Here is a 17,439-nt window from a genome sequence, read left to right as displayed (position 1 = left end):
TCGGCCCCAAACAGGGGACCGAGGTATCGACCTCAAAGAGCGGGAGCGGGCACTTCCTCCAATGACGGCGGCGGCTTAACCCCGCGACCGGCCCGCTCGGACGGCCTCGATAATGTCGATGGCGGCCCGGACGCCGCCTTCTATATCCAGTTGGGAGTTATCTAGCAAGTAAGCATCGGCGGCCGGTTTCAGGGGGGCAATCGGCCGGTTCTTGTCGCGTTCGTCGCGCTGGATGATGTCGGCCAGCACGGCGGCCTCGTCGGCCTCCTCGCCCCTCGCCTTGGCCTCCATGGTCCGCCGGCGCGCGCGGACTTTTGGGTCGGCGACGACGAAAATCTTCACGTCGGCATGCGGGCAGATCACGGTTCCAATGTCCCGGCCGTCCAGCACCGCTCCAGGTGGATCGGCGGCGAATTGCCGCTGAAAATTGACCAGGACCTCGCGAACCCTCGGGATCGCCGAGACGATGGAGGCGCCCTCGCCAGCCTTCTGGGTCTTCAGGGCCGGATTGCCGAACTTCTCGGGATCGAGTTCCAGCGCCGCGGCGACCGCAGCCGCCTCGTCCCGGAGATCGTGACCGGACTGCATCAGGGCATAGGCCACCGCGCGATAGATCACGCCGGTATCGAGATGACGGTAGCCGTAATGGTGGGCGAGACGCTTGCCGAGCGTCCCCTTGCCCGAGGCCGCGGGTCCGTCGATGGCGATGATCATGAAAACTCGGCCCCTAGCGAACGCATCATCGGAATGAAGTCCGGGAAACTGGTAGCGATGAAGGCGGTGTCGTCGACAGTCACCGGCTGATCGGAGGCGCAGCCCATCACCAATGCGGACATCGCGATGCGATGGTCCATGTGGGTCGCGACAGTGCCGCCACCGGGAACGTGACCGCGGCCTTCGACGATCAGATCGTCGCCGGAGACCTCGACCTTCACGCCGTTGACGCGGAGCATGGCGGCCGTGGCCTCAAGGCGATCCGATTCCTTGACGCGCAGCTCCTGCAGGCCGCGCATGATCGTCGTGCCCTCGGCGAAGGCGGCTGCCACCGCCAGCACGAGATATTCATCGATCATCGAGGGCGCGCGCTCCGGCGGCACCACGACGCCGCGCAGCTTCGAGGCGCGCACGCGCAGCTTCGCCATTGGCTCGCCGGCGTCCCCGCGAACTTCGCTCTCCTCGATCGAGGCGCCCATTTCGCGCAGTGTGGTGAACAGGCCGGTGCGCAGCGGATTGGTCATGACATCCGACAGGGTGACATCGGAGCCCTCGACGATCAGCGCTGCGACCACCGGGAAGGCCGCCGAGGAGGGATCGGCCGGCACCACCACATTGGCGCCGTGCAGCTCGGGCTGGCCTTTGAGCGTGATATGGCGGCCGTGCACGCCCTCCTGTGCCGAGGTGATGTCGGCACCAAAATGCTTCAGCATCAATTCGGTGTGGTCGCGGCTGGCCTCGGTCTCGATAACCGTCGTGATGCCAGGGGCGGCGAGGCCCGCCAGCAGCACCGCCGATTTGATCTGGGCCGAGGCGACGGGGGTCTTGTAGGTGATCGGCAGTGGATCGCGCGCGCCCTGGAGGGTCAGGGGCAGACGGCCGCCTTCACTGCCGGAGATGACCTTGGCGCCCATCTTTTCCAGGGGATCGAGGATCCGGCGCATCGGGCGGCTGCGCAGCGAGGCGTCGCCGTCGAAAACCGCCGAGATCGGGCAGCCGGCGACGGCGCCCATCACCAGCCGGCAGCCGGTGCCTGAGTTCCCGAAATCCAGCGCTTCCTTGGGCTGGGCGAAGCCCGCGACGCCGACGCCCTGCACTTTCCAGGCAAAATCGCCGGTCCGCTCCACGGTGGCGCCCAGCGCCTGCATCGATTTGGCGGTGTTGAGGACGTCCTCGCCCTCCAGCAGGCCCGAAATCCTGGTCTCGCCGACCGCGAGCGCGCCGAGGATGAGGGCACGGTGGGAGATCGATTTGTCCCCGGGCACCCGTACTTTCCCGGTCAGGGGCCCGCTGGCGCGTGCCTGGAGCGGCCTCGTTTGGTCGGAATGGGTCACGATTGTGTCCTTGGATGCGCCCTCAAGGGGGCTGGGCGCAGGTACCACATGGTCAGCGCCCCGTCACGGGCATGTCGTTCTCCCGTAATGCGCTATTGACAGCGGGCCGCCAACTAGCCAAGTGAAACACCGCTTTTCAGACATTCCCAGGATTCCTGCCGTGGCCAAGTCCGAACTCGGAACCAAACGTATTTGCCCGACCACGGGCAAGAAGTTCTATGACCTCAACAAGAATCCGGTGATCTCGCCCTATACCGGCGAAGTCGTGCCGATCGCCCCGGTCGCGCCCGCGCGCATGCCCCGCGGCGCCGAAGCCCGGCACGCAGCGACGGCGGACGCCACGCCGGAGCCGGCAGAAGTCGAGGAGGTCTCGCTCGAGGAGGCCGACGCCGAGGAGAACACCGGCAAGGTCAAGGCCGCCGTGCCCGAATCCGAGGACGATATCGAGGTCGATGAGACCCTCGATGACGACGATGACGATGATTCGACCTTCATTGCCGACGAAGAAGAGGGCGATGAGGACGTGACCGACATCATTGGTGATGTCGGAGGTGATGAAGAGACTTGAGATCAGCCCTGATCTGTGAAAAAGGGTGCACCGCGCGAGTCACCAGGACTCGCCGGTGCGGGTGATCCACCAGGATCCCCGCAAGGACTAAGGGGCCATAGCTCAGCTGGGAGAGCGCTTGCATGGCATGCAAGAGGTCGGCGGTTCGATCCCGCCTGGCTCCACCAGCCTTCGCTCGCTTCGCGAGCTTCGGCTAGGCAAGCCTGGGGAAGTCTCTCGTAGCGAAGTGAGCGAAGGCTGCCCCGCCATAGCCCGAAGGGCGTCGGCGGGCTCAAGCTGATATCCACGCTGCATCGAAGCAACACGCTAAACGTGCCTTGAAGCTGCTATCCTACCCTTCGGGGAGGAAGCAGAATGAAATACGTCTATATCCTCGAAAGTCTCGATTCCGAGCACTTCTATGTCGGCATCACGGATGATTTGCGGGCACGCTTGGCGAAGCACAACGCAGGCGAAGTACCGCACACCTCCAAATTTGGGCCTTGGCGAATTAGGACCTATTTCGCCTTCGACGACGCTGCACGCGCTGTTGCGTTCGAGCGATATCTGAAATCTGGCTCAGGACGCGCTTTCGCAAAGAAGCATTTCTGATCGCCGAACCCCCTACTCCCCGATCACCGCATTCAGCCGGTCCCGTAGCGCGACGATCTCGTCCTTCATCGACACCAGTTCCGACACCGAGCAGTCCGACGCCGCCAGGATCGACTGCGGCACGCTGCGGGCTTTTTCCTTCAGCGCATGGCCCTGCGCCGTCAGCGCGATCAGGACCTGACGCTCGTCTTCGCTCGAGCGGGTGCGCTTGACGAGATGGGCGGCCTCGAGCCGCTTGAGCAGCGGCGTCAGCGTGCCCGAATCCAGGAACAGCCGCTCGCCGATGTCCTTGACCGGCACGTCGTCGCGCTCCCACAGCACCAGCATCACCAGATATTGCGGATAGGTCAGGCCGAGCCGATCCAGCAGCGGCTTGTAGACGCGGTTGAAGGCGTGCGCGGCCGAATAGACCGCAAAGCAGATCTGGTTGTCGAGGCGTTGCGGATCGAGGGTCGATAGCTTCCGGGGCATGGAGAAATCTCACGGGATTTCCTTCCATTCTGGGGCCGGCGGGCGACACATTCAATTGCGAACAATTAAATGTGAGCCATGCTAATTTCAATTGCGCACAATCAAATTGTTTGCGATACAGAGCGCACCCCAACGGAAGACCCGAGGAGACGACAATGTCCGTGAACGTCCTTTACAAGACCAGCGCCAAGGCCACCGGCGGTCGTGATGGCCATGCTGCTACCCTCGACGGCGCGCTCGACGTCAAGCTCACCACGCCGAAGGAGCTCGGCGGCGGCGGCGGCGCCGGCAACAATCCCGAGCAGCTGTTTGCGGCCGGCTATGCCGCCTGCTTCATCGGCGCGATGAAGTTCGTGTCGTCGCAGGGCGGGCCGAAGGTTCCGGCCGATGCCTCCGTCACCTCGACCGTCGGCATCGGCCCGCGCTCCGAGGGCGGCTTCGGTCTCGACATCGATCTCGCCGTCTCGCTGCCGGGCCTCGCCCGCGCGGAAGCCGAGGCGCTGGTCGAGAAGGCGCACCAGGTGTGCCCGTATTCCAATGCCACGCGCGGCAATGTCGACGTTCGCCTGACGGTCGTCTGATCGCGACGGCGGATTGGCTGGCCCGGGATCCCCCTCGGGCCGGCCGCTTCCGTTGATCTGCCAATCCTGATTTGCCACGCCGCGGCATGCGGCCGGCACTGCATACGCCCCTACGCAACAGGCCATTGCTGGCTTGTGCGAACCTCGCTAGGCCTGTGACCAAATATCGACACAGGGGAAGCGAAGGCATGAGTTCTGAAGCCGCCAGTTCTGAAGCCGCATTGGGCGCAATGAGCGGATTGCGCGTCATCGATCTCACGCGTGTGCTCGGCGGTCCCTACTGCACCCAGATCCTCGCCGATCACGGCGCCGACGTGATCAAGGTCGAGCCGCCCGCGGGCGACGAGGTGCGTGAATGGGGCCCTCCCTTCCACGAGGAGGACGCGGCCTATTTCGTCGGCATCAACCGCAACAAGCGCTCGATCGGCCTCGACCTCGCCTCCGAGGGCGGATGTGCCGTGCTGCTCAAGATGCTTGAGACGGCCGACGTCCTGATTGAGAATTTCAAGCCGGGCACCCTGGAGAAATGGGGCATCGGCAACGACGTGCTCAGCAAGAAATTTCCGCGCCTCGTGCATTGCCGGATCTGCGGCTTCGGCGCCGACGGCCCGCGCGGCGGCAATCCCGGCTATGACGCCATCATCCAGGCCATGACCGGCATGATCGCCGCGACCGGCTCGCCCGAGAGCGGACCGATGCGGATCGGCGTGCCCTTGGTCGACATCACCACCGGACTTTATGCCGCGATCGGCATCCTGATGGCACTGTCGGAGCGGCAGCGTTCCGGCAAGGGCCAATTCCTGGAGACGACGCTGTACGAGACCGGCCTTGCCATCATGCATCCGCACACCGCGAATTATTTCATGCATGGCAAGCCGCCGAGCCTCACCGGCAACGAGCATCCCAACCTCGTGCCTTACGCGATCTTCCCGACCAAGACCGACAACATCTTCATCGGCGTCGGCAATGACGGCACCTTCCGCAAGCTCGCCAAGGAGATCGGCAAGCCCGAGCTCGGCACCGATTCGCGCTTTGCCCGCAACAAGGACCGCATCGCCAACCGTGAGGCGCTGCGCGCAGAGCTTGCCGCCGTGTTCAGCCAGCACGAGGCCGAGCCGCTGTGCAATCGCCTGCTCGCCGCGGGCCTGCCCGCAGGGCCCGTGCAGAAGATCGACCAGGCGCTGACGAATGCGCACACGATCGCGCGCGGCGATATTATCGAGAAGGACTGGTACAAGGGCGTGGCCTCGCCGATCCGGCTCGACCGCAGCAAGCCGAGCCTGCGCCGGCTGCCGCCGAAATTCAGCCAGCACTCCCAGGAAGTGCTGGGCGAGTTCGGCTACTCCAAGGCCGAGATCGACGCGATGGTCGAGAAGGGCACCGTCTGCGGTCCCGAGCGCAAGCGCTAGGTGGCTCTCCCGCTTGCGGTGGGTGCCTCCGCAACGGGACAATCCCCTAGAGGATAGAACCCTCACCCGCGCCTTCGGCGCGACCTCTCCCGCAAGCGGGAGAGGTTTTCGAGCCCGCAGCCTGATCGCCTGCCTCACATCAATGCCGCACTGCGGCGCGACCACGCAGGTGCACCGCGAACCCATGCGGCCGCCCATGCCGTCTTCGCCTATTTGCCGGCTTCCCTTTTCCAGCGCTTGCCGCTTTCGTTTCGGCCGCTTACACAGTCATGTGAACGTCATATGGCGCTGCTAGCGCAAGCGCTTCTTTTGACGGCCAAGGGAGGTTTACTTGATGGCTCTTCGACACTTTGGGGCGGCTGCCGCATTTGCACTCACGGTTGGCATGACGGCCTCGCCGGCGCTGGCCGTGACGGAAATCCAGTGGTGGCACGCGATGACCGGCGCCAACAACGACGTCATCGTCAAGCTCGCCAACGACTTCAACGCGTCGCAGAGCGACTTCAAGGTCGTTCCGACCTACAAGGGCAATTACGCCGACACCATGAACGCGGGCATCGCGGCGTTCCGTGCCGGCAACGCGCCGCACATCATGCAGGTGTTCGAGGTCGGCACCGCCACCATGATGGCTGCGACCGGCGCGGTGAAGCCCGTCTACAAGCTGATGGCCGAGGCCGGCGAGAAGTTCGATCCCAAGATCTACCTGCCCGCCATCACCGGCTACTATTCGACCTCGAAGGGCGAGATGCTGTCGTTCCCCTTCAATTCGTCGTCGACCGTGATGTGGGTCAATCTCGACGAACTGAAGAAGGCCAATGTCGCGATCCCGAAGACCTGGCCCGAAACGTTCGAAGCCGCCAAGAAGCTGAAGGCTGCCGGTCATGACACCTGCGGCTTCTCCGGCTCGTGGGTCACCTGGGTCAATCTCGAGCAGCTCTCCGCCTGGCACAACGTGCCGCTCGCCAGCAAGGCCAACGGCCTCGACGGCTTCGACACCAAGCTCGAGTTCAACGGGCCGCTCCAGGTCAAGCATCTCGAAAACCTGGTCGAGCTCCAGAAGACCAAGGTCTACGACTATGCCGGCCGCACCAACACCGGCGAAGGCCGCTTCACCTCGGGCGAATGCCCGATCTACCTGACCTCGTCGGCCTTCTTCGGCAACGTCAAGGCCCAGGCCAAGTTCAACTTCACCGCTGTGCCGATGCCGTATTATCCGGAGGCAAAGGGCGCGCCGCAGAACTCGATCATCGGCGGCGCTTCGCTCTGGGTCATGGGCGGCAAGCCGGCCGATGAATACAAGGGTGTCGCAAAATTCCTGACCTTCCTCTCGGACACCGATCGTCAGGTCTACATCCACAAGGCCTCGGGCTATCTGCCGATCACCAAGGCGGCCTATGAGAAGGCCAAGGCCGAGGGCTTCTACAAGGACCAGCCCTATCTCGAGACCCCGCTGCTCGAGCTGACCAACAAGGAGCCGACCGAGAACTCGCGCGGTCTGCGCCTCGGCAACATGGTCCAGCTGCGTGACGTCTGGTCGGAAGAGATCGAGCAGGCGCTGGCCGGCAAGAAGACCGCCAAGCAGGCGCTGGATGCCGCCGTCGAGCGCGGCAACACGATGCTGCGGCAGTTCGAAAAGACCGCCGTCAAGTGAGGCGATGAGCGGCAGGCCGGTCCCCCGGCCTGCCGCTTTCGGCGGACACCATGCAAAAGCAAGCCATTTTTCAATCCAAGCTATTGCCTTACGTGCTGGTTGCGCCGCAGCTCGCGATCGTCCTGCTATTCTTCTACTGGCCGGCCCTGCAGGCGGTGATCCAGTCCTTCCTGCTCCAGGACGCCTTCGGCCTGTCGACGAGCTTCGTCTGGTTCGAGAACTATCTCGATCTGTTCAGGGAGCCCGCCTATTTCGAGGCGATCCTCCGCACCTTCTTCTTCTCGTTCGCCATCGCGGTCTCGTCGTTGTCCTTTGCGCTGCTGCTCGCCGTCATGGCGGACAAGCCCCTGCGCGGCTCGATGCTCTACCGCACCCTCTTGATCTGGCCCTATGCGGTGGCGCCGCCGGTCGTCGGCGTGCTCTGGATCTTCATGCTGCATCCCTCGCTGGGCGTTATCGCGCGCTACCTGCGCGCGCTCGGGATCGACTGGAATCCGCTGCTCGACGGTGACCAGGCGGCAACGCTGATCATCCTCGCCGCCGCCTGGAAGCAGATCTCCTACAATTTCCTGTTCTTCCTCGCCGGCCTGCAGAGCATCCCAAGAAGCGTGCTCGAAGCCGCCGCGATCGACGGTGCGCGCCCGATGCGCCGGTTCTGGACCGTGACCTTCCCGCTGCTGTCGCCGACCATCTTCTTCCTGCTGGTCGTCAACATCGTCTACGCCTTCTTCGACACGTTCGGCATCATCGACACCATGACCCGCGGCGGTCCCGGCAAGTCGACCGAGACGCTGGTCTACAAGGTCTATTCCGACGGCCTGCTCGGCGGCAATCTCGGCAGCTCCGCGGCGCAATCGGTGATCCTGATGGTCATGGTCATCGTGCTGACGGGCATCCAGTTCCGCTTCGTCGAACGCAAGGTGACCTACTGATGGTCGAGGAAGAGGGCTTTCGGCGCTACGTCGCGCACATCATTCTCTGGATCGGGATCGCGATCGTCGCCTTCCCGGTCTACATCGCGTTCGTCGCCTCGACCCAGGACAACGCGCTGATCGCGAACGGGCAAATGTCGCTGCTGCCGGGCGGTCATTTCTTCGAGACCTATTATCAAACCATCTTCGTCGGCACGAGCGGCTCGACCCGCGAGCCTGTCGGCAACATGATGCTGAACTCGCTGGTGATGGCGCTGCTGATCGCGGTCGGCAAGATCGCGATCTCGATCATCTCGGCCTATGCGATCGTGTATTTCCGCTTTCCGTTCCGGATGGCGATCTTCTGGATCATCTTCATCACCCTGATGCTGCCGGTCGAGGTCCGCATCTATCCGACCTACAAGATCGTCGCCGATCTGCACATGCTCGACAGCTACGCGGGCCTCGCGCTGCCGCTGATCGCCTCGGCCACCGCGACGCTGCTGTTCCGACAGTTCTTCATGACGGTGCCGGACGAATTGCTCGAGGCCTCGCGCATCGACGGCGCGGGTCCCCTGCGCTTCTTCTGGGATACGCTGCTGCCGCTGTCGCGCACCAACATGGCGGCGCTGTTCGTGATCCTGTTCATCCTCGGCTGGAATCAATATCTCTGGCCGCTGCTCATCACCACCCGCGACGACATGCAGACCATCCAGGTCGGCATCCGCAAGATGATCACCACTACCGACGCGCTGACCGAATGGCCGATCGTGATGGCGACCGCCATGCTGGCCATGCTGCCGCCGGTGTTCGTCGTCGTCGCCATGCAGAAATTGTTCGTGCGCGGCCTGGTCGAGACGGAAAAGTGAAAATGGCGAATGGTGAATGGCGAGTAGCGAATGGGGTCGCTGCGTCAGCCTTGCGTGTCAACCAATCCCCATTCGCCATTCCCTACTCGCTACTCGCCGGTGCAATCCATGGCTAACGTCACCCTGCGCAACGTCCGCAAGACCTATCTCGGCGGCTTCGAGGCCATCAAGGGCGTCAACGTCGATGTCGGCGACGGACAGTTCTGCGTGCTGGTCGGCCCCTCCGGCTGCGGCAAGTCCACCTTGCTGCGCATGGTCGCGGGCCTCGAGACCGTCACCGGCGGCGAGATCGACATCGGCGGCCGCGTGGTCAACCAGGTCGAGCCCGCCGATCGCGACATCGCGATGGTGTTCCAGAACTACGCGCTCTATCCGCATATGAGCGTCTTCAACAACATGGCCTACGGCCTGCGCAACCGCGGCATGGCGGAGGCCGAGATCAAGTCCCGGGTCGAGGAAGCCGCGCGCGTGCTCGAGCTCACGCCGATGCTGGAGCGCAAGCCGCGCCAGCTCTCCGGCGGCCAGCGCCAGCGCGTCGCCATGGGCCGCGCCATCGTGCGCCAGCCGAAGGTGTTTCTATTCGACGAGCCGCTATCGAACCTCGATGCGAAACTGCGCATCGCGATGCGGGTCGAAATCCGCAAATTGCAGCGCCGGCTCAACACCACGTCGATCTACGTCACCCACGACCAGCTCGAAGCCATGACGCTCGCCGACGTTCTCGTCGTGATGAATGGCGGCCGGGTCGAGCAGGTCGGCAATCCCCTCGCGATCTACGAGAAGCCGGCGACCACCTTCGTCGCCTCCTTCATCGGGGCGCCGCCGATGAATTTGATGTCGACGCGCCCCGAGGAGATCAGATCACAGCTCGGCGGCAGCGCCTCTGACGCCGGCATTCTCGGCATCCGCCCGGAAGACTTCGTCATCACCGACCAGACACCGGCTGGCGGCGTCGCTTTGCCGCTGACCGTGGAAGCGATCGAGCGCGTCGGCGCCGAAACCTTCGTCTACGGCTCGCGCGAGCAGGAAGAGCAGCGTGTCGCCGCCACGCCGGGCGAGCTGCCGCCCGGCGAGATCATCGTCCGCATTCCCGGAACCGAGGCCCCCGCCATCGGCGCGAAAATCCGGGTGGCGGCGGTGCGGACGAAGCTGCATTTGTTCAGCGGCGACGGGCGGACGCGGCTGGAGGCCTGATCCGTTCCGAGGGGCCGGAAACCACAAAACGCAAAAACAACCCCATGCACAGTAGAAGGGGGTCTGTTTTTGTTGAGATAAATCGCCAGCTGAATTCGTCATGCCCGGGCTCGTCCCAGTCATGACGGCTGGAGATGGCCAATCCACAGCTCCCCGGCTACCTGCTTGAACCAGCACGGGAACATGCCCATATTGCTGATCAAGGGGCGCCTCTACGGGCCCTGATGCACCAAAGTCGCTTCTGCGAGGACTTTGTAAACTATGTCTCGTGTTCCAACGTTATCCAGTCCGTTCCTTCTGGGCTTCGACGAGATTGAGCGCGTGCTCGATCGCGTCGTCAAAGGCGCCGACGGCTACCCTCCCTACAATATCGAGAGGTGTGGCGGCGCGGACGGCCAGCCCGAGCGGTTGCGTATCACGCTGGCGGTCGCCGGATTTACGCGCGACCAACTCGATGTAACCATTGAGGAAAACCAGCTCGTGATCCGCGGGCGGCAGCAGGACGACAAGTCCCGGCAATACATCCATCGCGGCATCGCCGCGCGCCACTTCCAGCGCACCTTCGTGCTGGCGGAGGGGATGCTGGTGCTGGGTGCGGATCTGAAGAACGGGTTGTTGTCGATCGATCTGGCCCGGCCTGAACCGGAGAGGATCGTTAAGACAATCGCTATCAATGAGCACGAATAATGGAACGAGTAGCGGACTCGACCGCTTAGTGTTCCAGAGGAGTCGAGACCATGAGTGAAGGTCACGTTGCGTTCGAATATGAAGCCAAGAACGTCTCACCCGAGACCCTGGCAACCCTTGGCGAAGGCCATATCGCCTATGTGAAGCAGATCCGCTCCGAGGACGTGCCGGGCCTGTTTCCCGAAGCGCCGAAAATCGCGCCGGGCTTAAAACTCTTCGCGCTCCACGCTGCCGACGGCACGCCGATCATGCTGACCGACAGCCGCGAAGCCGCGATCGCGAACGCCTGGAGCAACGAGCTGCAAGCCGTCAGCGTGCACTGAGCGCACGTCGCACGAACAGAGTTTCAACGGGCACGCCTTCGCAGGAAGGCGTGCCCGTTTTCATTTTGACGCGATGACGCTTTTCGCAATGACGGTGCGTGAGGCCGCAGTAGGCTCAACGCTCGAATCCCGAACGCGCGCTTCAACGCGCCGCCGGGATCAACGCCCGCAGGATGTCCGGCTTCCAGGTTTGACGCGCGCTGTCGAAGGCCGCGAAATCGTGGTCGAACTGCCAGTAGGCCCAGGCCCAGCCGAGCCGATCCGCAGTTCGCGCCACGAACGACAGATATCGCGTCCGGGCGTCCGTCGGAGCGCGCTCGTACACGCCGAACTCGCCGAGATAGATCGGGCGCTTTTCCTTTTCGGACCAGATACGAATCTTTTCGAAGTCGGCGAGAGCCTTCCGTTCGTCCTCCGGACTGCCCCAATCGAGTGGCCCGAGCCGCGAGAACGTTGGGGACCACGGCGCACCCTGATGCGTGAAACGTATCGGCGCGTAATAGTGAAACGTCACGATGAGATTTCTGTCACCTGATGGCAGGGCCAGTTCCTCGACCGGCATGTCATCGACGTTGAGAACGGCAGCAATGACCGTCCGTCCGGGGTTGCTGGTGCGGATGATGCCGAGACACTCCTTCAGAAGGGCGTTCCAGCTGGTCGACGTCATCTGCCCGCCGGGCTCATTGAGGACCTCGAAGACAAGCTTCGGATATCTTCCGGCATAGCGCCCGGCGATTTGCGTCCAGAATGCCTTCAGCTTCTCGGCGCATCCGGACACGTCGCGCTGGCAAGTATCCGTATCGTGCTCGTCCAGAATGGGGATGAGCTTCCGGGCGAGCACGTCTTCGATCACCGCATCAAGCCGTCTCAAGACGATTTCATCCAGCAGATTCCCTTCGCCCATGAACTTGAAGCCGAAGAAATTGATCCGAACGTGCGAGAACCCGGCGTTTCTGATCGCAGTGAGGTTGTCCAGACGAAATGGCGCGTTCCGGCCTCCCTCCCAGATGCCGTCGTAGCCGAGGATGTTGATGCCGCGCCCCAATTCTCCGAGGGTGCGCGCGGTGCCCTGCTTGGCTGCGTCGGCCTGAGAGCAGATCGCGAGCATGGCGATCGCCAAGGTGAGACGGAAGGTCACCAACCAGCGGGCGCAGATGGCATTCATGCTGCTTTCTCCATCATGGCCGCAGGGATTGCTGCGGCACCGGCCTGCACACCGCGAAGAAGAACGCGACGAGAAGCACCGACGTGAACATCGTCGAGCGGAGGAACATCGTCTCCGTGAAATTCGATTGAAAGCTCAGGACGACAAATCCGATGATGAGAGCGCAATGGGAACGATCGATCGACCGGGTGGCGATCAAATACAGGACCTTTTCCGAAAACAGATAGACGCTCGCGACAAACAGCAAATATCCCAGAAATCCCGTTTCAATCGCCACCGCGATGTAACCGCTATGATAATTGTCGAGCACCCAGCCATGGTTCTGGTTGAAGTAGTCGTAAATCGCGGGGCGCGTCCAGAATCCGTTGATGCCAAAGCCCAGCAGGGGCGCGTCGTTGAAATGGCTGATGGCGTACTGCCAAATGAAAGTCCGCTCGGTCAAGTCGATGGTCGATTCGCCGCCGAGATGAAAGGAATCGTACCCCGTCAGATAGAAATACAGAAACAGCAGGGCGGCCAGAATGCACATGATGAATGGCAGCACCGCATAGACTCTCATGCAGCGGATCGACCACATCGAGGTGACGAGCAGCCCACACGCGGCAACGGCAACGGCGCCGGCACCACGGGATTCCGAGGCAATGACGCACGTCGACGCCAGGAGAAACGTCGCGAGAAAAGCGATCCATCCCTGCCCGGTCATCTTCTGATAGCAGGCAAAGAACATCAGATATGCGCTGATGAAGCCGAGCGTCTGCTTCGATTCGTAGATTCCCTGCCACTGGCCATTGTGCATCCAGCTCTGGTCGACGCCGATCTCGGGCACGAAGACGGCACACAAGGCCGAGGCGGCGACCAGAATGAAGAACCCGAGTGCCGTCGATCCGACGATCTCGTTCACGTCGATACGGGTAATGAGGCAGTACGCACCGAAGGTCGTCACCACAAGAGCCGCGCTCTTCATGATCGCCGCAGTGGCGAGGCCGGTCCAGAGCACGGAAATGGCAGCGAGGGAATAGAATGCCACCAGCGCGATGAGATCGGGATTCGGCTGCACGCGTACGCGTGGACGGACGAAGACACTGGCGTAGATCAGGATGATCCACATCACGAGCGCAACGGCCTGTTGCAGATTGCTCCACTCTGCGGGAAGCAACGCGGGTTGGAAGACCCCCATCGACGCGACCACGTTGACGGTGATCGAACCGCGGATCACGTTTCTGGCAAGCTTCTCCACACCGACGCTGCGCGCTTTCCAGATCGCGCTTTCGTATGTCTCGGAATCCGGAGCGATTCGTGGGCTGGCCCTGAGCTGACCTTCCTGAAGCACGGCCGATGTCCCCTACCGCGCGTCGCGACCGCCTTCGCGCGGTCGACATTCCCGGGATTTGCGCCGCGAGCGGGCCTCGATTGGCCCGGACGTCAGTTCGAGCAAAAGCGCAGCCTGAACCCAACGATATCGATGATTGGCGGTTTGTCGCCGGCTCCAACGCCGGCACCGAGGGGATCGCCTGGGCGTCTTGCCAGGCGGGTAGCTTCTGGACGATACGCCGGGCATCCGCCGGCCGAGGCCCGGTTCCCCGCGTCGTTCTCCCCCCGCCGCGCCAATGCGCAACGACGCATTTCCATTCCAAATCACGTCCGCTCGGTCCACAGCTTCGAACGACTGTTAGCGGATTTTGGCGCCGCTCAATGTGCCGTGCGTCTCAAGCGGGAAAATTTTCGGAGCGTCTACCTGCAGATCCCCAGGGCAGGGCGCGACGCCGGCAATGCCGGGCGATCCAGGAGGCCAGAGTAGATCCGGCCTTTGACGGCGAAGTTACGCCGCCGTTGCCGGCGGCAGTGCCAGCACAGAGTAAATCGCCTGGGCATCGCGCGAAGCGCGCAGTTTCTTGGCGATGTCCTGGTCGCGCAACAAGCGGGCGATGCGGGCGAGGGCCTTGAGGTGATCGGCGCCGGCGCCTTCGGGGGCGAGCAGCAGGAAGACGAGATCGACCGGCTGGCCGTCCATCGCCTCGAAATCGATCGGGCGGTCGAGGCGTGCGAACAGGCCAAAAATCTTTTCGAGCTTGGGCAGCTTGCCGTGCGGAATGGCGACGCCATAGCCGACCGCGGTGGTGCCGAGCTTCTCCCGCTGCAGCAGCACCTCGAACACCGAACGCTCGTTCTGCCCGGTCAGCTCGGCGGCCTTGGCCGCGAGCTCCTGCAGGGCCTGCTTCTTGCTGTTGACCTTCAATGCCGGGAGAATCGCCTCGGGTGCGACCAGATCGGTAATCGGCATGGAGGGTTTCCGAGGTGAATTAAACCGTCAGGTTCCGAATTGGCCGGCTTGGAGAGAAACCACGCCGGGCCGGCGTCAAGAAGGTCAAGCAGGAGGAGGACTTAGCCCAAATCCCGTTAAGTCCTGATGTGGGGCGCTTCTACTCCAACGCAATCCCGGTGCCAACTCCCGCGTGCGGCTTTGCCCCGGTCATTGTTAAGGCCTGCGGATGGTACGGGGCCGGGCTTTTGCCTATCCCCCGGCCGCGCTGTTCCCCTTGCCATCCGCGCCGGCATCCGTTTTGGCTCCGGGCGGGTCGATCCAGCCCACATTGCCGTCGGCCCGGCGGTAAATGATGTTCACCCGGCCGCTGGAGCCATGCTGGAAGACCAGGCAGGGAGCCCCGCTCAGGTCGAGTTCCATGACGGCCTCGCTGACCGACAGCGGCTTCAGCGAAGTGGTCGCCTCGGCGATGATGACGGGGCTGTAGCCGGTGACCTCGTCCTCGCCCTCCGGCGCCTCGAGCACGTAGCTGGTGGCATCGAGCGCAGCCATTGCTTCGGAGGCGACATGGGCCTTGCGGGCGGAGCGGTCCTTGAGCCGGTTCTTGTAGCGACGCAGCCGCTTCTCGATCATCAGGAGCGCCTGGTCGGCGCTGGCATAGGCATCCGGCGCGTTCGAATCGGCCTCCAGCGTGATTCCGGAATCGAGATGCAGGGCGCAATCGGTGCGGAAGCCGAAGCCGTCCTTGCTGAGCGTGATGTGGCCGGAATAATTGCCGTCGAAATATTTGCGCAGCACCTCGTCGGTGCGGTCGGAAACGCGGCCGCGCAGGGCCTCGCCGACGCTGATGCTCTTTCCCGAGATTCTGAGAGTCATGTGATGCCTCGCTTGGTTCACGTGCTCGCGGTGCGATGCCACGTCATCGCACCTTTGGAAGATTTCCTGCGCATGCTCTCCCCGCAAACGCCTTCGGCGTTTGTCGGGAAGGAAAACCGCTGGACACTTTTCCGGATCATGCGCCTGCTTGGATCCGTCTCGACGGGGGGGCGAGAGTAGCGCGATTTCGCGCCAGCGCAATCAGGCCGGTTCGGTGTTGCGGGAGCGATCGGACAAGGCGGTGGTGAGGACGTTACCAAGAGCGCTCTGCTTGTCGCGGCGACGTTGCACCGAGGAAGGAATGCGCATGGCTTCGCGGTACTTCGCGACCGTGCGGCGGGCAATATCAATGCCCGAGGCGCGCAAGCGTTCCACGATGGTGTCGTCCGACAGGATCGCGGCGGGCTCCTCCGAATCGATCAGCTGCTTGATGTGGTGGCGGACGGCTTCGGCGGAATGCGCCTCGCCGCCGTCGGCCGAGGCGATCGAGGCCGTGAAGAAATATTTCAGCTCGAACGTGCCGCGATTGGTCGCCATGTACTTGTTGGCGGTGACACGCGACACCGTGGATTCATGCATCTGGATGGCATCGGCCACGGCCTTCAGATTGAGCGGCCGCAAATGCGCCACGCCATGGGTGAAGAAGCCGTCCTGCTGGCGCACGATCTCGGTTGCAACTTTCAGGATGGTACGGGCGCGCTGGTCGAGCGCGCGCACCAGCCAGGTCGCGTTCTGCAGCGCGTCGGTGAAATAGGACTTGTCGCCGTCCTTGCCGATCTTCTTCGACAGCTCGGAATAGTAGGTCTGGTTGACCAGCACGCGCGGCAAGGTGTCGCTGTTGAGCTCGACATGCCAGCCGCCGTCGGGACCCGGGCGGACATAGACGTCGGGCACCATGGTCTGCAGACGCGCCGAGCCGAACTTCATGCCGGGCTTGGGATTGAGACGGCGGATCTCGCCGATCATGTCGGCGATGTCCTCGTCATCGACGCCGCAGATCTTGCGCAGGGCCACGATGTCGCGCTTGGCCAGGAGATCGAGATGCTCGACCAGGGCCTGCATCGCGGGGTCGTAGCGGTCGAGCTCGCGGAGCTGGATCGCCAGGCATTCGCTCAAATTGCGCGCACAGACGCCGGGCGGATCGAATTTTTGCAGCACGGCAAGGACGCCCTCGACGTCGGCTTGCGTCGCGCCAAGGCGCTCGGCGGCCTGGCCGAGATCGCCCGGCAGATAGCCGGCTTCGTCGACGAGGTCGATCAAATACTGGCCGATCATGCGCTGGGCAGGTGCGGTGAAGGCCACCGAGAGCTGCTCGGCGAGATGGTCCGAGAGCGTCAACTCGGCCGCGACAAAGGCCTCGAGATTGTAGTCCTCGTCGCCGGAGGCCCCGCCGCCCCATTCCGTATAGGTGGTCGGCGCGGCATCCTGGGCGTTGCGCGCCGCGGCCTCGGCCGGTTCCTCGGAGAAGACGTTGTCGAGGCCCGTATCCAGGGTCTGCTCGATCTCGGCGCGGGTGCCGAGATCCTTGCTCATCCATTCTTCCTGGCCCGGCTCGAACGCGTCGCCGCCGCCAAAGCCGTCATCGCCCTGGCCATCGCCTTGGCCGCCGGACTCCTCGCCATCGCTATACTGGCCGGCCTCGGCCGGGCCCTCGCCCGCGGGAGCCTCGTCATTGGCCCGTTCCAGCAGGGGGTTACGCTCGAGCTCCTCTTCCACGAAGGTCGTGAGATCGAGATTGGACAATTGCAGCAGCTTGATCGCCTGCATCAACTGCGGCGTCATGACCAGCGACTGCGATTGCCGGAACTCTAATCTCTGCGTGAGCGCCATGA

General features: G+C 63.3%; 18 protein-coding genes and 1 tRNA gene. 11 read left to right on the top strand and 8 right to left on the bottom strand.

Going from position 1 to position 17,439, the window contains the following annotated elements; all coding sequences use genetic code 11:
• Positions 1-75 precede the first annotated feature (75 nt).
• Positions 76-714, bottom strand: coding sequence for a (d)CMP kinase (cmk, locus tag GGD67_RS10660; RefSeq protein WP_018323431.1), 639 nt, complete (start codon positions 712-714; stop codon positions 76-78).
• Positions 711-2,048 (bottom strand): 3-phosphoshikimate 1-carboxyvinyltransferase, encoded by a 1,338-nt coding sequence (gene aroA, locus GGD67_RS10655; RefSeq protein WP_179732574.1) that lies wholly within the window; start codon positions 2,046-2,048, stop codon positions 711-713. Before aroA ends, cmk begins: the two co-directional genes overlap by 4 nt.
• 160 nt (positions 2,049-2,208) lie before the next feature.
• Between aroA and GGD67_RS10650 the strand changes: the two genes are divergently transcribed.
• The 3 genes from GGD67_RS10650 (at position 2,209) to GGD67_RS10640 (ending at position 3,207) form a co-directional block, all read left to right on the top strand.
• The gene (locus GGD67_RS10650; RefSeq protein ID WP_018323433.1) at positions 2,209-2,616 is read left to right on the top strand and encodes a TIGR02300 family protein; all 408 of its coding nucleotides are present in this window, start codon (positions 2,209-2,211) and stop codon (positions 2,614-2,616) included.
• Between the two features lie 91 nt (positions 2,617-2,707).
• A tRNA-Ala gene (locus GGD67_RS10645) sits at positions 2,708-2,783 on the top strand.
• 187 nt (positions 2,784-2,970) lie between these two features.
• The gene (locus tag GGD67_RS10640) at positions 2,971-3,207 is read left to right on the top strand and encodes a GIY-YIG nuclease family protein (RefSeq protein WP_018323434.1); all 237 of its coding nucleotides are present in this window, start codon (positions 2,971-2,973) and stop codon (positions 3,205-3,207) included.
• 12 nt (positions 3,208-3,219) lie between these two features.
• Here GGD67_RS10640 and GGD67_RS10635 read toward each other — a convergent pair whose 3' ends face one another.
• Entirely contained in the window at positions 3,220-3,678 is a 459-nt protein-coding gene (locus GGD67_RS10635) for a MarR family winged helix-turn-helix transcriptional regulator (protein WP_179732572.1), read from the bottom strand.
• 155 nt (positions 3,679-3,833) lie between these two features.
• Here GGD67_RS10635 and GGD67_RS10630 point away from each other — a divergent pair, with 155 nt between their 5' ends.
• The 8 genes from GGD67_RS10630 (at position 3,834) to GGD67_RS10595 (ending at position 11,303) form a co-directional block, all read left to right on the top strand.
• Entirely contained in the window at positions 3,834-4,259 is a 426-nt protein-coding gene (locus tag GGD67_RS10630) for an organic hydroperoxide resistance protein (protein WP_018323436.1), read from the top strand.
• Between the two features lie 188 nt (positions 4,260-4,447).
• On the top strand, positions 4,448-5,668 hold the full coding sequence (locus GGD67_RS10625; protein ID WP_246784274.1) for a CaiB/BaiF CoA-transferase family protein: 1,221 nt from the start codon (positions 4,448-4,450) through the stop codon (positions 5,666-5,668).
• 334 nt (positions 5,669-6,002) lie between these two features.
• Positions 6,003-7,319, top strand: a complete 1,317-nt coding sequence (gene ugpB, locus GGD67_RS10620; protein ID WP_018323438.1) for a sn-glycerol-3-phosphate ABC transporter substrate-binding protein UgpB — start codon at positions 6,003-6,005, stop codon at positions 7,317-7,319.
• 50 nt (positions 7,320-7,369) lie between these two features.
• The gene (gene ugpA / locus GGD67_RS10615; RefSeq protein WP_018323439.1) at positions 7,370-8,251 is read left to right on the top strand and encodes a sn-glycerol-3-phosphate ABC transporter permease UgpA; all 882 of its coding nucleotides are present in this window, start codon (positions 7,370-7,372) and stop codon (positions 8,249-8,251) included.
• Positions 8,251-9,099 carry a sn-glycerol-3-phosphate ABC transporter permease UgpE gene (ugpE, locus tag GGD67_RS10610; protein ID WP_179732570.1) on the top strand — a complete coding sequence of 283 codons (849 nt, stop codon included), beginning with the start codon at positions 8,251-8,253 and terminating at the stop codon, positions 9,097-9,099. Before ugpA ends, ugpE begins: the two co-directional genes overlap by 1 nt.
• A 108-nt stretch (positions 9,100-9,207) precedes the next feature.
• Positions 9,208-10,293: a sn-glycerol-3-phosphate import ATP-binding protein UgpC gene (locus GGD67_RS10605; protein WP_179732568.1), complete on the top strand. Its 1,086-nt coding sequence runs from the start codon at positions 9,208-9,210 to the stop codon at positions 10,291-10,293.
• Between the two features lie 261 nt (positions 10,294-10,554).
• The gene (locus GGD67_RS10600; protein ID WP_018323442.1) at positions 10,555-10,980 is read left to right on the top strand and encodes an Hsp20 family protein; all 426 of its coding nucleotides are present in this window, start codon (positions 10,555-10,557) and stop codon (positions 10,978-10,980) included.
• Between the two features lie 50 nt (positions 10,981-11,030).
• On the top strand, positions 11,031-11,303 hold the full coding sequence (locus GGD67_RS10595; protein WP_007598581.1) for a DUF1150 family protein: 273 nt from the start codon (positions 11,031-11,033) through the stop codon (positions 11,301-11,303).
• Between the two features lie 142 nt (positions 11,304-11,445).
• Here GGD67_RS10595 and GGD67_RS10590 read toward each other — a convergent pair whose 3' ends face one another.
• The 5 genes from GGD67_RS10590 to rpoN all read right to left on the bottom strand — a co-directional run bounded on the left by GGD67_RS10590 (position 11,446) and on the right by rpoN (position 17,437).
• Positions 11,446-12,468, bottom strand: coding sequence for a glycoside hydrolase family 5 protein (locus GGD67_RS10590; RefSeq protein ID WP_179732566.1), 1,023 nt, complete (start codon positions 12,466-12,468; stop codon positions 11,446-11,448).
• Positions 12,469-12,481: 13 nt separating this feature from the next.
• Positions 12,482-13,798 carry an O-antigen ligase family protein gene (locus tag GGD67_RS10585; protein WP_312009915.1) on the bottom strand — a complete coding sequence of 439 codons (1,317 nt, stop codon included), beginning with the start codon at positions 13,796-13,798 and terminating at the stop codon, positions 12,482-12,484.
• A 489-nt stretch (positions 13,799-14,287) separates the two neighbouring features.
• Entirely contained in the window at positions 14,288-14,749 is a 462-nt protein-coding gene (gene ptsN, locus GGD67_RS10580; RefSeq protein WP_008141251.1) for a PTS IIA-like nitrogen regulatory protein PtsN, read from the bottom strand.
• Between the two features lie 231 nt (positions 14,750-14,980).
• Positions 14,981-15,607: a ribosome hibernation-promoting factor, HPF/YfiA family gene (gene hpf, locus GGD67_RS10575; RefSeq protein ID WP_018323447.1), complete on the bottom strand. Its 627-nt coding sequence runs from the start codon at positions 15,605-15,607 to the stop codon at positions 14,981-14,983.
• A gap of 201 nt (positions 15,608-15,808) precedes the next feature.
• Complete coding sequence (gene rpoN / locus GGD67_RS10570) at positions 15,809-17,437, bottom strand: RNA polymerase factor sigma-54 (RefSeq protein ID WP_179732564.1); 1,629 nt, start codon at positions 17,435-17,437, stop codon at positions 15,809-15,811.
• Between the last annotated feature and the right edge of the window lie 2 nt (positions 17,438-17,439).

It is taken from the genome of Bradyrhizobium sp. IAR9, assembly GCF_013408065.1.
GTDB lineage: Bacteria > Pseudomonadota > Alphaproteobacteria > Rhizobiales > Xanthobacteraceae > Bradyrhizobium.
Note: the sequence above shows the minus strand (reverse complement) of the source record. Positions and strands in the feature narration are given on the sequence as shown.

Coding starts and splice junctions, on each gene's coding strand:
- cmk (WP_018323431.1), bottom strand. CDS start 714: ATGATCATCGCCATCGACGGACCCGCGGCCTCGGGCAAGGGGACGCTC.
- GGD67_RS10640 (WP_018323434.1), top strand. CDS start 2,971: ATGAAATACGTCTATATCCTCGAAAGTCTCGATTCCGAGCACTTCTAT.
- GGD67_RS10635 (WP_179732572.1), bottom strand. CDS start 3,678: ATGCCCCGGAAGCTATCGACCCTCGATCCGCAACGCCTCGACAACCAG.
- GGD67_RS10630 (WP_018323436.1), top strand. CDS start 3,834: ATGTCCGTGAACGTCCTTTACAAGACCAGCGCCAAGGCCACCGGCGGT.
- GGD67_RS10625 (WP_246784274.1), top strand. CDS start 4,448: ATGAGTTCTGAAGCCGCCAGTTCTGAAGCCGCATTGGGCGCAATGAGC.
- ugpB (WP_018323438.1), top strand. CDS start 6,003: ATGGCTCTTCGACACTTTGGGGCGGCTGCCGCATTTGCACTCACGGTT.
- ugpA (WP_018323439.1), top strand. CDS start 7,370: ATGCAAAAGCAAGCCATTTTTCAATCCAAGCTATTGCCTTACGTGCTG.
- ugpE (WP_179732570.1), top strand. CDS start 8,251: ATGGTCGAGGAAGAGGGCTTTCGGCGCTACGTCGCGCACATCATTCTC.
- GGD67_RS10605 (WP_179732568.1), top strand. CDS start 9,208: ATGGCTAACGTCACCCTGCGCAACGTCCGCAAGACCTATCTCGGCGGC.
- GGD67_RS10600 (WP_018323442.1), top strand. CDS start 10,555: ATGTCTCGTGTTCCAACGTTATCCAGTCCGTTCCTTCTGGGCTTCGAC.
- GGD67_RS10595 (WP_007598581.1), top strand. CDS start 11,031: ATGAGTGAAGGTCACGTTGCGTTCGAATATGAAGCCAAGAACGTCTCA.
- GGD67_RS10590 (WP_179732566.1), bottom strand. CDS start 12,468: ATGAATGCCATCTGCGCCCGCTGGTTGGTGACCTTCCGTCTCACCTTG.
- ptsN (WP_008141251.1), bottom strand. CDS start 14,749: ATGCCGATTACCGATCTGGTCGCACCCGAGGCGATTCTCCCGGCATTG.
- hpf (WP_018323447.1), bottom strand. CDS start 15,607: ATGACTCTCAGAATCTCGGGAAAGAGCATCAGCGTCGGCGAGGCCCTG.
- rpoN (WP_179732564.1), bottom strand. CDS start 17,437: ATGGCGCTCACGCAGAGATTAGAGTTCCGGCAATCGCAGTCGCTGGTC.